This window comes from Wolinella succinogenes DSM 1740, from assembly GCF_000196135.1.
Lineage (GTDB): Bacteria > Campylobacterota > Campylobacteria > Campylobacterales > Helicobacteraceae > Wolinella > Wolinella succinogenes.
Genome location: NC_005090.1, coordinates 1,131,090 through 1,144,450, shown reverse-complemented (window position 1 = coordinate 1,144,450; position 13,361 = coordinate 1,131,090). Strand labels below are relative to the sequence as shown.

13 protein-coding genes and 1 pseudogene are annotated in these 13,361 nt (G+C 49.5%); 3 read left to right on the top strand and 11 right to left on the bottom strand.

The features are described 5' to 3' along the window. Positions 1–2: 2 nt before the first annotated feature. The 8 genes from WS_RS05720 to cysK form a co-directional block, all read right to left on the bottom strand. On the bottom strand, positions 3–1,250 hold the full coding sequence (locus WS_RS05720) for a molybdopterin molybdotransferase MoeA (protein ID WP_081454366.1): 1,248 nt from the start codon (positions 1,248–1,250) through the stop codon (positions 3–5). Positions 1,251–1,256: 6 nt separating this feature from the next. Next, on the bottom strand, positions 1,257–1,826 hold the full coding sequence (ribA, locus tag WS_RS05715; RefSeq protein WP_011139066.1) for a GTP cyclohydrolase II: 570 nt from the start codon (positions 1,824–1,826) through the stop codon (positions 1,257–1,259). A gap of 60 nt (positions 1,827–1,886) precedes the next feature. Next, positions 1,887–2,528, bottom strand: a complete 642-nt coding sequence (locus WS_RS05710) for a Crp/Fnr family transcriptional regulator (protein WP_041571811.1) — start codon at positions 2,526–2,528, stop codon at positions 1,887–1,889. Next, complete coding sequence (locus WS_RS05705; protein ID WP_011139064.1) at positions 2,509–3,792, bottom strand: hypothetical protein; 1,284 nt, start codon at positions 3,790–3,792, stop codon at positions 2,509–2,511. The genes WS_RS05710 and WS_RS05705 overlap by 20 nt, the downstream gene beginning before the upstream one ends. Positions 3,793–3,801: 9 nt before the next feature. Beyond that, complete coding sequence (locus WS_RS05700) at positions 3,802–4,053, bottom strand: DUF2249 domain-containing protein (protein ID WP_011139063.1); 252 nt, start codon at positions 4,051–4,053, stop codon at positions 3,802–3,804. Further along, on the bottom strand, positions 4,050–4,484 hold the full coding sequence (locus tag WS_RS05695; RefSeq protein ID WP_011139062.1) for a hemerythrin domain-containing protein: 435 nt from the start codon (positions 4,482–4,484) through the stop codon (positions 4,050–4,052). The genes WS_RS05700 and WS_RS05695 overlap by 4 nt, the downstream gene beginning before the upstream one ends. 116 nt (positions 4,485–4,600) lie before the next feature. After that, on the bottom strand, positions 4,601–5,914 hold the full coding sequence (locus tag WS_RS05690; protein ID WP_011139061.1) for an aminotransferase class V-fold PLP-dependent enzyme: 1,314 nt from the start codon (positions 5,912–5,914) through the stop codon (positions 4,601–4,603). 52 nt (positions 5,915–5,966) lie between these two features. Beyond that, entirely contained in the window at positions 5,967–6,893 is a 927-nt protein-coding gene (gene cysK / locus WS_RS05685) for a cysteine synthase A (protein WP_041571810.1), read from the bottom strand. A 298-nt stretch (positions 6,894–7,191) separates the two neighbouring features. On the opposite strand from cysK, the gene acnB reads away from it, so the two are divergent. Continuing rightward, complete coding sequence (acnB, locus tag WS_RS05680) at positions 7,192–9,753, top strand: bifunctional aconitate hydratase 2/2-methylisocitrate dehydratase (RefSeq protein ID WP_011139059.1); 2,562 nt, start codon at positions 7,192–7,194, stop codon at positions 9,751–9,753. Here the strand turns inward: acnB and WS_RS05675 are convergent. Continuing rightward, positions 9,750–10,733 (bottom strand): DUF475 domain-containing protein, encoded by a 984-nt coding sequence (locus WS_RS05675; protein ID WP_041571809.1) that lies wholly within the window; start codon positions 10,731–10,733, stop codon positions 9,750–9,752. The genes acnB and WS_RS05675 overlap by 4 nt on opposite strands. Before the next feature lie 74 nt (positions 10,734–10,807). Here WS_RS05675 and WS_RS10835 point away from each other — a divergent pair. Together WS_RS10835 and WS_RS05665 are read left to right on the top strand one after the other, a co-directional pair. Further along, positions 10,808–11,149 (top strand): annotated as a pseudogene (locus WS_RS10835) (transposase); the annotation flags it as partial. After that, positions 11,032–11,595 (top strand): carboxymuconolactone decarboxylase family protein, encoded by a 564-nt coding sequence (locus WS_RS05665; RefSeq protein ID WP_232013747.1) that lies wholly within the window; start codon positions 11,032–11,034, stop codon positions 11,593–11,595. The pseudogene WS_RS10835 and the gene WS_RS05665, both read left to right, overlap by 118 nt. Positions 11,596–11,721: 126 nt before the next feature. Here the strand turns inward: WS_RS05665 and WS_RS11235 are convergent, their stop codons facing one another. Together WS_RS11235 and hcp are read right to left on the bottom strand one after the other, a co-directional pair. Continuing rightward, positions 11,722–11,844, bottom strand: a complete 123-nt coding sequence (locus WS_RS11235) for a hypothetical protein (RefSeq protein ID WP_269470909.1) — start codon at positions 11,842–11,844, stop codon at positions 11,722–11,724. Between the two features lie 123 nt (positions 11,845–11,967). Beyond that, positions 11,968–13,296 (bottom strand): hydroxylamine reductase, encoded by a 1,329-nt coding sequence (gene hcp, locus WS_RS05660; protein WP_041571807.1) that lies wholly within the window; start codon positions 13,294–13,296, stop codon positions 11,968–11,970. Positions 13,297–13,361: the final 65 nt, after the last annotated feature.

The following is a 13,361-nucleotide window of genomic DNA, read 5'->3' as shown; positions in this document are numbered from 1 at the left end:
CGCTAACTCCTTTGCAAAATAGTCTCTAAGGGCTTAAAAAGCACCACCTCCACCTCTTCGCCCCTCTCTTTAAAGGTGCACTCTTCATCCAAGATCACTAGCGCCGTGGGGCCACAGAGATTGTTGATAATAGCGCTTTGGATTCCCTTTTTGCCCTCAAAATCAACCCTCCACTCCCCTTTTTGGAGCTTCAGGGTACAGACACGAAACTCTGCCCTACCCGCCTCTTTTTGGAGCGATTCGTCTAGTTTAGCGCGAATCTTAAGGGGCTCAAAAGGGACCCCTAGCATCCGATGGAGGATGATTCGCCCAAAAAGATAAAAAGTGATGAGGCAGGAGTTGGGGAATCCTGGCAATCCAAAGAGATGAGTGTCGCCTTTTTTGGCGTAGGCAATGGGCTTGCCAGGCTTCACCTTGGCTCCATGGAAGAGCACCTCATCGCAGAGCTTATAGATCGCCTGCTGGGTGAAGTCGTAATCCCCCAAGCTCATTCCCCCCGTGGTGAGCACGATATCTGATTCTTCTAGAGCACTCTTTAATGCCTCCTCAATCGCATGGGGTTCATCGGGTAAAAGGTCCGTGAGTCTAGCCTCTCCTCCCATCGAATCGATCAGGGCTTTGAGGAGATGATTGTTCGCGCTCCTTAGCGCACCGACTCTCAAGCTCTCCTCGCCAAGCTCTACAAGCTCATCTCCTCCGCTTAAGATGGTCACAATAGGCTTGGAGCGCACATGGACAAAGAGATGGTTGAGACTGGCTAAAAGCCCAATCTCTGAGGGAGTGAGAAGAGTGCCTTTGGGGAGCAGAATCTCTCCTTGGCGATAGTTGTCTCCCGCTTGGCGGATAAAAACTCCCGCTCTAGGGGCAGGAGCGGTGAGCTTCAAAAATCCCTCTTCCTCTTTGACATTCTCCACAATAAGGAGCGTATCAGCCCCCCGTGGCATTCTAGCACCCGTGAAGGTTTTGATACAACTCCCCTCCTCTAGCGCCATCTCACAAGGATTTCCTGCAGGATTATCCCCTGCTATGCGCAAGGCTCTCCCCTCGTTAATATCCCTAGATGAGCAAGCATACCCATCCATGGCCGCCGTGGGAAAGGGGGGCATATCACTTGGGGCGATGATGTCTCTAGCGAGCACCCTGCCTAGGGCATCGTGCAAGAATAGTTTCTCCTCGCCCTTTAGCCTCACGCCAGAGCTCGATAAAATCTCTAACGCCTCTTCGTAGCTCACGCCTCTTTTCAAATTCAATCCCTCCTAAAGCAGGTGTCCGAGCTTCTCTTGCTTGGTTTTGAGATAGTTTTCATTGTAGCAATTGTGCGGGGCTAGAATCGCTTCTCTGGAGTGAATCTTCACAAAGTGGCTCATCGCCTCCACCTTTTTGGGGTTATTGGTGAGGAGCTTCACTTCATCGATTCCATAAAAGCTCAAAATCTCACCGACCACCTCATAGTTTCGCTCATCTTCCTTGAAACCAAGGGCGAGATTCGCCTCAACGGTGTCATACCCTTGATCTTGAAGGGCGTAGGCATTGACCTTGTGAAAGAGTCCAATTCCCCTCCCCTCTTGGCGAAGATAGAGCGCGATTCCGCCCTCTTTGGCGATTCGCTCCATGGCGATGGAGAGCTCGCTGCCACAATCGCATTTGAGGCTGCCAAAAACATCACCCGTGAGGCATTCAGAGTGCACTCGAAGAAGCGGGACGGGGGGTAAGGGGTCAGAGAAGATGGCTAAGTGTTCTTTTCCCTCATGCGCAAACGCTTGAATCGTAAAGATTCCGTGTCGAGTGGGAAGCTTGGCTTTTTGAGAGGCTTTTAGCGCTGTCATAGTATAGAATCATTTCCTTTTTTCGATTGAACATTTGCGGGGATTGTAGTTTAAAACCCTTTAAAAAAGATCAAACTCTTCTTTAAGTCTCCCTTTGTTCACCTCAATGATTGACCCTTTTTCCACTGTGATGATCTTCTCCTCTTTGAGTTTTTTCACGATTCGAGAGAGGGTTTCAGGCGTGGTGTTAAGAATCGAAGCGATTTTTCGCTGAGAGAGGCAGGGAAGCTCTTCGGATTTGTCATAGAAAAATTTAGCCACCCTAGAGGTGGTATCCATCGTGAGATTGCTAGTGATCACCTCTTCAAGCGCCTTGATTTTTCGAGTGAGTGACTTGATGATATAAAAAGCCATGTCACCGTTTTTCAAGAAATCCCGCTCAAAAATGGCGTAATCAATCGCCAAAATCTCCCCATCGCTCTCAAAAATAGCACTTGCGGGGTAGTTCATCCCCTCTAAATTGACCAACTCCGCCACCAAGGAGGGGGGCTGAATGTAGTGAATCACCACTTCATTACCCCTAGGATCCGTCTTGTAAATCTTCAAAATTCCCTTCAGGAGAACATAGAGATGGTTTGGCTTCTCCCCCTCAAAAAAGAGGATATTCCCCTCTTGATAGGAGAGTTTTTTGCTAAAACTTTGAAGATAATCCAGCCGCTCCTCTTCTAGAGCGCTGAATAGATCAATCTTTTTCCATTCCATTTGAATCCGCACCTTTGGGGAGGTTGGCGTAGTAGATTTGGCTCGCCTTGTAGAGATTATACCCTAGAAGCCCATTGGAGAGGAGTAAAAGCAATCCCGCAGGATAGAAAAAGAGGGATTGGGCCATCCCAGCCCCTAGGGCGATTCCTGCTAAAAGGTGCAATAAGAGCTGCAAAAGCATCCTCTTCTCCTCAATCATCTCTCTCATACTTGGAATCATAAAGACTCCTGCCCCGCTTAGATGAAACCAGACCAAAAAGGGGATGATCTTGTAGAGCATACCATTGATGAGCGAGACTCCAAAACCATAGGCAAAGAGCAAAAAAAGCCAGCTTGAACTATCCCAAGAGAGATAGGGCGATAGCAAGAAGAGAAGACCAAAGAGAATCAAAGAGAGAGAAGAGATTTGCCAATAGCGAATCGTCGTATCCGCCAAGGCACGCTTTCTAGAGGCAAGATTTTTGAGCGTGAATGCACTCCAAAGAATAGCCAAGATCGCCAAAATATCCAAAAGCCATCCCTCATCTCCCCCTAAAAACCAAGGCATCCCTAAGGATAAAAGGAGCACCCCCACAAAGAGCTTCACCCCTTTCTCTCGCAACCACAAAGGATACTCTTGGGTGACATAAAACATCGGAATCACCTGAAATGAGACCCCTAAAATCAGTAAAAATGTCCAACCAAATGAGCCCGCTTTGAGGTGGAATTGGATCATCTCCATCTGCCAAGGCACACTTATGCCAAGCGCATGAAGCCCTAGCATAATTCCTCCGCTAAGCACCACCAAAACCAATGCCACCACCGCGTAACGCATCGCCTTGATAGTGGAATTGACAAAAGCAACCCTAAAAAAGAGCTCATAGCCCAACCCAAAGAGAAAAAGCCCAAATCCTGCCCCCAAAAGCCCTAAGGCCAAAAAGAGCAGAGGGACACTAGAGAACCAAAAGCCAAAGATCATCGCCAGCGTCCCAAAACTCAAGGCCGAATGGACGATTCTAGCGAGCTTCAAAGGGGAGCGAAGCTTCACGCCCGCTAGCACGGGTAGCATCTGCGTGAGCGCCCCAAGCATCACCATCCCGCCAAATCCTACCGTGAGTGCGTGAACTAAAGCAAGAGATGGGTAGCTCCAGCGGCTCTCAAGCGCGGATGGATCACCTAGAAGCATCAGCACACCTGAAAGCATCAAAAAAAGGGGTGCTGTGAGAAAAAATCGCACAGGAACACTAAAGGGCGGGGCTTGATCGAGTGAGATTCCTTGAAACATGGGGTGCTCCTAAGAAGAGAGTTGATCAAGTGATTCTTGATCCTTGGCGTGAGCGATAAGAATATGGTACCCGCCCCCTTTGAGGGGAAGCGTGGCATGGATAAATCCCTGCCTATGAAGCACCTCATAGAGCGGGAGGGGCTCTAGACGGTGAATCATGCGGATATATTCCCCCTCTTTGAGCTCTCCAATGGCTTGAATCATGATCTCAAAGGGCTCGGGATGGTGGAGCTCACTCACATCGATTCGTCGCTCGATCATCGATTCACCACCTCTTTCATGAGATCGTCATTCTCCTCTTTAAGGTGCATCTCAATCATGTTGTAGAGCATCTGCTCCTCTTTCATGTTGTGCTGTTGCAGTAAGATCATGAGTGTCTCAGAGAGTCCTAGGAATCGATTCCTATCTTGCTCCTTTAGGGCGCCTTTCATCCCCTCAATCACTCCTCGCATCTGCTGATGCTCCATAGTCATGACGCGCGTAGGACCTCCCACGAAGCCCGTCTTTTGTTCAAATGCAGGGAAGATGACCTGCTCTTCGATCTCAAAGTGTCGAATCATCGCCTTTTCAAAAGGCTCAAAGAGTGCCTTTGCCTCGTTCCACTCCTTTTGCGCTACATGATTTTCCAAATCACTAAAGAGCTTGTCGCACTCGCGATGGTCTTGGGTGAGATAGGTTTTGATAGTTGTCATTGGGGTTGCCTCCATGAAAGTTTTTAGTTTTTCTATGGAGGGATTGTAGAGGAATCGGAAGGAATAAAAATTGACAAAAATCAATTTTTATTTAAAATAAACTGAACATCACCGCTTTAATCGCGTGCGATCTCCTCAAGTGCGCCCAGCAGGCGCTCAATCTGTTCTAGAGAGTGGCTATAGTGGACGCTGATTCTCACCCAACCCGGACGCGAAGCAAAAAGTCCATCATCTTTTAAGCCCAAAAGGTCATGTCCATAGGGCCCTGCACAGCTACATCCAGCCCTCGTCTCGATGAGGTACTCCCTGGAGAGTCGCTGGCAGACCTCATAAGGAGAGATTCCCTCGATATTGATGGCGAAGATTCCTAGGCGATTGCAACTTTCAATATCTCCGTAAATCTTTACTCGTTCCATCTTTCTGAGCGCCTCCACAAGGGGAGCGCAGAGCTCTTTTTTGCGCTTGGCGATAAACTCCAGCCCCACCTCGTTACGCAACTGATAGGCCAAAGAGGCACGAAGAAGCTGAAGGACGCCAGGAGTGCCTGCATCTTCGCGATATTCGGGATCTTCTCGGTAGTATTGGTCGATCCTAGAGACATAGGTGACCGTGCCACCTCCAGCGAAAGTGGGCGGAAGGGTGGAATCGATGAGGCTTTTTCGCATCGCCAAAAGCCCACAACTCCCCACGCCCCCTAGGAGCTTGTGCGGAGAGAAGAAGGCTGCGTCAAAAAATTTTGAAGGGATGTTCATATAAGAAGAAGCCGTCGCCATATCAAAAGTGACGATTCCCCCTGCCTTTCTAATGAGCGCGGAAATCTCTTCGTAAGGGATGATGATACCCGTTACATTGGAGGCTAGAGAGAAAGAGGTGATGATCTCTCGCCCTTGGTACTCTCCAAGCTTCGCCCTAAGCACCCCCATATCCACTAGCCCCCTGGAATCCAGCGGGATTCTCACCACCTCACAAGGGCTCTCTCGATAGCTCACTTCGTTGGAGTGGTGCTCATAAGGACCCACAAAAACCACAGGGAAAAGCGCTGGATCAGGAGTGAGCGAGAGGCGCTTTTGAGTGCGAGGGGGGAGGTAGAGCCCCATAAGCTCTTGAAACTTCTTAATCGCGCCCGTGGAGCCATTCCCGCAAGGAAAAAGAGCAAACTCCTCATCCAAATCCATATGACGCTTGAGATTGGCGCGCGCCTCATCGTAGAGTTCGGTCATAAAAAGGGCGTGATTGGTCACTTCGGAGTGGGTGTTGGCGTAGCGAGGAAGAATCGAGGCGATTCGCTCCTCAATCGTCCTATAGGCCAACCCCGAAGCGGTGAAGTCAAAATAGGCGACTGAAGGCTCTAAGATGGTATTTTTGGCAACCGTGGCGAGTTTATCGCCCTCGGTGCTTAGCAATCGATCAAAAAACAAATCCAATCTCACTTTCTAGTTCCCCACTCAAAATAGTGGAGATTATAGCTAAAAAGCCTGAAAATCAGGAAGGCTGAAGGTCAAAAAGCTCGGTGCTTAGGTATCTCTCACCCGTATCGCAAAGAATCGTCACCACTGTTTTTCCGGGGTATTTCTTGCCAATCTCTTTAGAGGCCCAAATGTTGGCGCCTGCAGAGATTCCAACCAAAATCCCCTCCTCCTTGCCAAGTCGTCTAGACATCTCGTAAGCATCGCTCACCTTCACCTGAATCACCTCATCATAGAGGGCGGTGTTGAGCGCCTTGGGGACAAATCCTGCTCCGATTCCCTGAATCTTGTGAGGGCCGGGCTTGCCTCCAGAGAGGACAGGAGAATCGATAGGCTCAACGGCGTAGATTTTGAGATTAGGATTCTTTGCCTTGAGCACCTCGCCCACGCCTGTGATCGTGCCGCCCGTGCCGACTCCAGCCACTAGCACATCCACCTTGCCATCTAAATCTTCCCAAATCTCCACCGCCGTGGTCACTCGGTGATATTCAGGGTTGGCGGGGTTTTCAAACTGCTGAGGAACGAAAGAGTTTTTGGTCTCTTGGGCGAGCTCCAAAGCTCTCTCCACTGCACCTTTCATCCCTTTTTCGGCAGGGGTTAGCTCGATTTGCGCTCCCAAAGCCGCCAATAGTTTACGCCGCTCAATACTCATGGAGCTTGGCATAGTGAGAATGAGCTTGATTCCTTTGGCGGCGCAGACAGAAGCCAGTCCGATTCCTGTATTTCCACTGGTGGGCTCAATGACGATGGTCTCAGGGGTGATTTTACCCGCCCCAATGGCGGCATTGATCATCCCTAGGGCGATTCGGTCTTTGACCGAGCCTGAGGGGTTCATGAATTCGCATTTGCCGATGACATTAGCTCCACTCTCTTTAGAGGCGAAATTGAGCCTAACTAGGGGGGTCTTGCCGATGAGTTCTTGAACATTCTGAGCGACTTTCATTTTTTCTCCTTCGTTTAAAGTTTTGATCTTTTTAAAACTCTCTTGCGCAATTAATCTAGGAGGATTATACAACGGAAAAAAGTTTTTGTCAATAATTGTTGAGTAAAAGTTATGATTTTCTATTTGAGCTATAAAAGCCTATAAATCGATATTTGTAGAGGTATTTTATTTTATTGTTTACCAAATAAATATACTTTAACCATCAAAAAAAGGAGGATTTCAACCGTTTTGAGCGTCACTTTGGTTAAAATTATTCTTCCATAATTCGCCTGAAGTCACTTTTCACAAGGAGTTGCCGATGAGTTTTTTAGCCGAGTATCAAGCGCATGTCCTAGAGCGCGCCAAGGAGAATATCCCCCCCCTCCCCCTTAATGCCGAGCAAGTCAAAGCCGTCATTGAGGGGCTTTTGCACCCAAGCAACGAGGAGATAGAGACTTTTAAAGAGCTCCTTAGCCATCGTGTCTCTCCGGGAGTGGATGAGGCTGCCAAGGTCAAAGCGGAGTTTCTCGACAAAATCGCCAAAGGCACTCTAGCCTGTGAAGCCATCTCACCCAAAGAGGCAATTTCACTCCTTGGCACCATGCTTGGAGGCTACAACATCAAGCCCCTCATCGAAGCGCTGAGCCTAGAGGAAGATCTCGCCAAAGAGGCGGTGGAAAAACTCAAAGAGACGCTCCTTGTTTATGAAGGCTTCAATGAGATTCTCGCCCTCTCCAAGTACAATCCCTACGCCAAAGAGATATTAGAATCATGGGCTAAGGCGGAGTGGTTCACCCGCCGCCCTCCTCTGCCTCACAAGATTCTCCTCACCGTCTTTAAGATTGAGGGCGAAACCAACACTGATGACCTCTCCCCCGCCAGTGACGCCTTCACGCGAAGCGATATTCCTCTCCACGCTCAAAGTATGTTAAAGAATCGCACCCAAAACGCCTTTGTTCGTATCGAGGAGCTAAAGAAAAAAGGTTTCCCGTTGGTCTATGTCGGCGATGTAGTGGGCACGGGAAGCTCTAGAAAGTCGGCTTGCAACTCCTTGGTATGGCACATGGGACACGAGATCCCTTTCATCCCGAACAAAAAGGCGGGTGGCGTGGTGATTGGCACCTCTATCGCCCCCATCTTCTTTAACACCTGTGAGGATAGCGGCACACTTCCCATTGTTGCGGATGCAAGCAAGCTTAATGAAGGGGATGTGATCGCGCTCTACCCCTATGAAGGCCGAATCGAAAAGGCAGGCGAGGGGGTCGCCACCTTCAATCTCACGCCCAACACGCTAAGTGACGAGATTCGAGCAGGAGGAAGGATCAACCTCATCATCGGGCGCGGTCTCACCGCCAAAGCCCAAGAAGCCCTAGGAATCAAAGAAGATGATCTCTTCATCAAGCCCCAAAACCCCCAAGGCAAGGCTAGAGGCTTCACTCTAGCCCAAAAGATGGTCGGCAGAGCGTGCGGCGTGGAGGGGATCGCTCCTGGCACCTACTGCGAGCCAAGAGTCGCCACCGTAGGGAGCCAAGACACCACAGGAGCGATGACGCGCGATGAGATCAAAGAGCTAGCCAGCCTTGGCTTTAGCGCTGATTTTGTCCTGCAAAGCTTCTGCCATACCGCCGCCTACCCCAAACCCTCTGACGTGAAGCTCCACGCCACCCTCCCCCAATTCATCAGCACTCGAGGCGGGGTCTCTCTGCGTCCGGGGGATGGGGTGATTCACTCATGGCTCAATCGCATGATTCTGCCTGATACAGTCGGAACAGGAGGCGATTCTCATACGCGATTCCCTGTGGGAATTAGCTTTCCCGCAGGGAGCGGTCTAGTCGCCTTTGCCGCGGTCACAGGAAGCATGCCCCTAGATATGCCCGAATCCATCCTTGTGCGATTTAGGGGTGAACTCCAAAAAGGAATCACCCTCCGCGATCTTGTCAATGCGATCCCCTACTACGCCATCAAGCGAGGGCTCCTCACGGTCGAAAAGCAGGGTAAAAAGAATATCTTTAGCGGGAAGATTCTAGAGATCGAGGGGCTTCCTAGGCTCAAAGTCGAACAGGCCTTTGAGCTAAGCGATGCGAGTGCGGAGCGCAGCGCAGCGGCTTGCACGGTGAGACTGGACAAAGAGCCTATCATTGAATTTTTGCGCTCCAACATCCGCCTCATCGAAGCGATGATTGAGGCGGGATATGAGAGCCAAGAGACACTCGCTAGACGCGCTCAAAAAATGCGGGCGTGGTGCGAAAACCCTGAACTGCTTGAGCCTGATAGCGATGCGGAGTATGCGGAAATCATCGAGATTGATCTCAATGAGATCACCGAGCCCATCCTTGCCTGCCCCAATGACCCTGATGATGTCGCCACCCTCAGCGAAGTCCTAAACAACCCCGCCAGACCCCACCGAATCGATGAGGTCTTTGTGGGGAGCTGCATGACCAACATCGGACACTATCGTGCCCTAGGCGAAATCCTCAAAGGCGAGGGAGCCGTGCCCACCACTCTCTGGATCGCTCCCCCCACCAAAATGGACGAAAAACAGCTCACTCAAGAGGGCTATTACGCTATCTTTGGCGCCGCGGGAGCGAGGATAGAGATGCCCGGATGCAGCCTCTGCATGGGGAATCAAGCTAGAGTGCGAGATGGCGCAGTGGTCTTTTCCACGAGCACAAGAAACTTCAACAATCGCATGGGCAAAGACGCCCAAGTCTATCTGGGAAGCGCCGAGCTAGCCGCACTCTGCGCGATGCTGGGACGACTGCCCACCAAAGAGGAGTATCTAGCACTCATCCCTCAAAAGATCGCAGGCAAAGAGTCGCAAATCTATCGCTATCTCAACTTCCACGAGATAGAGGATTACCGCCTCACCCAAGGGCGCTAAGCCCTGCGCTTGCGCCTCTTGTGGATGATCGAATGCAAGAGGGCGCCTAGGATGATCACCACGCCCACACTCCCCACGATCGCCTCGCTCACATGCATAAAAATCTGCACAAACATCATTAACGCCAAAATCAAAATCGCATAGCGCGCGCCATGCTCTAGATAGATAAACTCTGAGAGCACCTTTTTCTCGACAAAATAGATCGTGAGCGATCTCACAAAAAAGGCTCCAATGGCTAGACCGATGACAATAATAAAGATGTTGCTACTCAGCGCAAAGGCACCAATCACCCCATCAAGCGAGAAGCTCGCATCAAGCACCTCCAGATAGAGGAACCCAATCACTCCGCTTCGCGCGCCCCCTTTGATCAGTGCGTGATCAATCCCGCGAATGAGTGCATAGAGAGCGATCCCAATAAAATAGGCGAGACTAACGCCAAGCTCTCCGCTCAAAAAGCTAAGCACAACCCCCACAAGAATCGCCACCAAAAGCTCGATGAAGTTGATTTGGCTGATTCGCTGGGTGATTCTATTCTGCTCTAGGCGCCTAAGCCAAACCACCTCTCTATCTTCATCGAAGAAAAACTCCAAAAAGACCATGAGCAAAAATGCCCCGCCAAAGGCGTAGATTTTGCCCATCACTCCTTCGAGCTTCTCGGCATAGAGGGCTGCATCAGAGAGGGCGAGATTCAAAATCTCTATCATGCCCTCGCCTGAGGCCAACGAGACGATGATGATGGGGAGGATGAAGCGCACGCCAAACACCGCGATGGGAATCCCGTATATGATGAAGCGCTCGCGCCATTTGGGGGTCATCCCCTCTAGGACTTTGGCGTTGATCACGGCATTGTCAAAAGAGATGGAAACCTCAAGGAGCGCCAAAAGTGCCACAATATAGGCGGCATAGAGCCCGCCAAGGAAAAAATAGGCGACCAAAACACCCACGAGTGCAAGAACAAAAGAGAATCGGAAATATTTCATTGAAGGCCTTTTACCCATTCTTTGGAATTTGGAATTCTATCGAATTGATAAGAAATTTTTACCACTCCCAAGCAGTTCAATCGTGGAGAAACAAGTGGTCAAATCTTTCAAACTACTTCAAATACTCGACCGATATTCGCCGTATTATCTATACGACCAATATCATAAAATCAGTCCATAGACGGTTTCGTAAACTCACCAAAACCAAAAGGGGATTCCCCAATGAAAGCAGCCTTCTTAAGCTATTTTATCTTGGAATCCAAAACACTCAAGAGAAGTGAACGATGCCAATGAAAAACTGGAGTCTGACACTCTCACAGCTAGCAATATTTTTCGAGGGAAGGCTAGAAAAGAAGATGCCACAGGTGAGCTTGCTGAGCTTTACGAAAAAATCACAGCGATGCGCGGACGCGTAGCAAACTCAGCGCAAATCTTCAGCGCAAGCCCTGAGCTTATCAAACAACAAATGAGTTTCATCGAATACTACATGATGAAGCAAAAAGCCCTCTCAATGCCACTGCTTGCCTCGATTCGTATGCTGATTTCCGATAAAAACAGCTGCAGTTACTGTGTTGATTTTAACGCTTCGATTCTCATCAATAGGCTAGGTTGGACTCCCAAAGAGGTCGAAGCGATGCGTGCTAACCCCAACGATGCCAAACTAGAAGCCAAAGAAAAAGCGATGCTTCTTTTTGTTCTCAAAGCCGTACGAACCCCTCACGATGTGAGCGCAACAGATGTTCAAGCCTTGCGCGAACTTGGCTACAATGATGGCGAAATTTTAGATGCCACCAACCACGGCGCACGCATGAGCGCGATTGACATCATCTTTGATGCCTTTAAAATCGAAAAAGATTTTTAATAAAAGTGTCTTACTGGTTTGAGGCTATTCCGTGTCGCCAAAATGGCTTTGGAATTCATCTCCATCTTCCCCAAAGGAAGAGGAAAACAAGGATTCTAGAGAGTTGTTATAAAAAAAAGGGGGGGGTTATTTCTTGGAGAGTTTGTAGTTTTTGAGTGTTTTGATGTTTTTGAGCTCGACAACACGCTGGCTACCGCAGCTAGGGCAAGGCTTTTGCGCTACATAGCTATCACAACATTTGCAATACATGGTTTCTCCTTTCACAATAGATTCTCAAAGGATTCTTTGAGTTGGTGAATTATACAAAAGTAATGATTACAATTTGATTATATTATCGCTCCGAGGGGAGAATCCCCCAAAGAGCGACACTCTTTAGCCCAAAAATTTCTTCAAATCATCTTCGACATTGGAGATGAGGGAGAGGTTGAAATTCTCTACGAGGAAGTTTAAAATCGGCTCATTGACAAACTCAGGCGCGCTAGGTCCGATGTGGATATTTTGAACACCAAGGCTAAAGAGCGCCAAAAGGATGATGATCGCCTTTTGCTCCATCCACATGAGCACAATAGAGACAGGGAGATCATTGAGCGGCACGCCAAGCGCGCTAGAGAGCGCAAGTGCGATTTTAACAGCTCCATTACTATCGTTGCACTGCCCTAGATCGAGGTATCGGGGGATTTGCGTCCCCTCAATCGTGCCAAAATCAATGTCATTGAATCGGAATTTTCCACAGCTGCTCGTGAGAATCACGCAATCTTTGGGGAGTCTCTGGGCGAGCTCACGATAGTACTCCCTGCCCTTACCCGGAGCATCACACCCCGCAATCACAAAGAATCGTCTGATTTTACCCGCGCTAATCGCCTCTAGAATCTGTGGAGCGAGCGTTAAGATGGTGCGATAGTTGTGACCTGTGACTAGAGTCGTCTCTGCGTTAAATCTATCCACGCTAGGCAGAGAGAGTGCTTGAGCGATGAGCGGCTCAAAGTCATCATTTTCGATCTTTTTAGCCCCTTCAACTCCCACGATTTTGTAGGTGTAGAGGCGATCCAAGTAGCCGCAATTGCTTCTTGGAGGTACGATGCAGTTGGTGTTCACCACGATCGCTCCGCTCCACTCTTCAAAGAGCTTGCCTTGGTCAAACCACGCCTTGCCAATATTTCCTTTGAGGTGAGAGTATTTGCGGAGCTCAGGATAGCCGTGCGCAGGGAGCATCTCGGAGTGAGTGTAGATATTCACGCCTCTATCTTTGGTCGCTTCTAGGAGCTTATGAAGCATCTCCATATTGTGTCCGCTCACCAAGATCGCCTTGCCCTCGGCTCTATTTTGTGAGACGCTCACAGGCGTGGGCACGCCAAACTTCTTCGCATGAGCATCGGAGAGCAGCTCCATCACCTGCACGCCTGCACTGCCCACTTTCATGAGCTGAGCGATATGCTCATTGAAGTTGAAGTTCACATTCGTGAGGGTGAAATAGAGCGTCTCGCTCATCACATCATCCACGCTCTTGGTGTCAGCGCCAAGCTCATTGGCGTGCTCTCGATAGGCGCTAAGCCCTTTGAGGCCATAGATCATGGTATCTTGGAGTCTCGCCAAAGTGGAATCTTTGCCACAGGTGCCCTTCTCTTGGCCTTTGGCTCCACAGCCCATAGGGGCGCTCATCTCGCACTGGTTACAGAACATCGCTAAATCGATATTAGACATTCAATCTCCTTTGGTTTTCAAACTTTGGGAGATTGTACAGGCTTGGGGGGTGAGGGCGCATTGAT

Bases quoted from the DNA above. Each gene is read 5' to 3' on its own strand.
- ribA (WP_011139066.1), bottom strand. From the start codon at position 1,826: ATGACAGCGCTAAAAGCCTCTCAAAAAGCCAAGCTTCCCACTCGACAC.
- WS_RS05710 (WP_041571811.1), bottom strand. From the start codon at position 2,528: ATGGAATGGAAAAAGATTGATCTATTCAGCGCTCTAGAAGAGGAGCGG.
- WS_RS05705 (WP_011139064.1), bottom strand. From the start codon at position 3,792: ATGTTTCAAGGAATCTCACTCGATCAAGCCCCGCCCTTTAGTGTTCCT.
- WS_RS05700 (WP_011139063.1), bottom strand. From the start codon at position 4,053: ATGATCGAGCGACGAATCGATGTGAGTGAGCTCCACCATCCCGAGCCC.
- WS_RS05695 (WP_011139062.1), bottom strand. From the start codon at position 4,484: ATGACAACTATCAAAACCTATCTCACCCAAGACCATCGCGAGTGCGAC.
- cysK (WP_041571810.1), bottom strand. From the start codon at position 6,893: ATGAAAGTCGCTCAGAATGTTCAAGAACTCATCGGCAAGACCCCCCTA.
- acnB (WP_011139059.1), top strand. From the start codon at position 7,192: ATGAGTTTTTTAGCCGAGTATCAAGCGCATGTCCTAGAGCGCGCCAAG.
- WS_RS05675 (WP_041571809.1), bottom strand. From the start codon at position 10,733: ATGAAATATTTCCGATTCTCTTTTGTTCTTGCACTCGTGGGTGTTTTG.
- WS_RS11235 (WP_269470909.1), bottom strand. From the start codon at position 11,844: ATGTATTGCAAATGTTGTGATAGCTATGTAGCGCAAAAGCCTTGCCCT.
- hcp (WP_041571807.1), bottom strand. From the start codon at position 13,296: ATGTCTAATATCGATTTAGCGATGTTCTGTAACCAGTGCGAGATGAGC.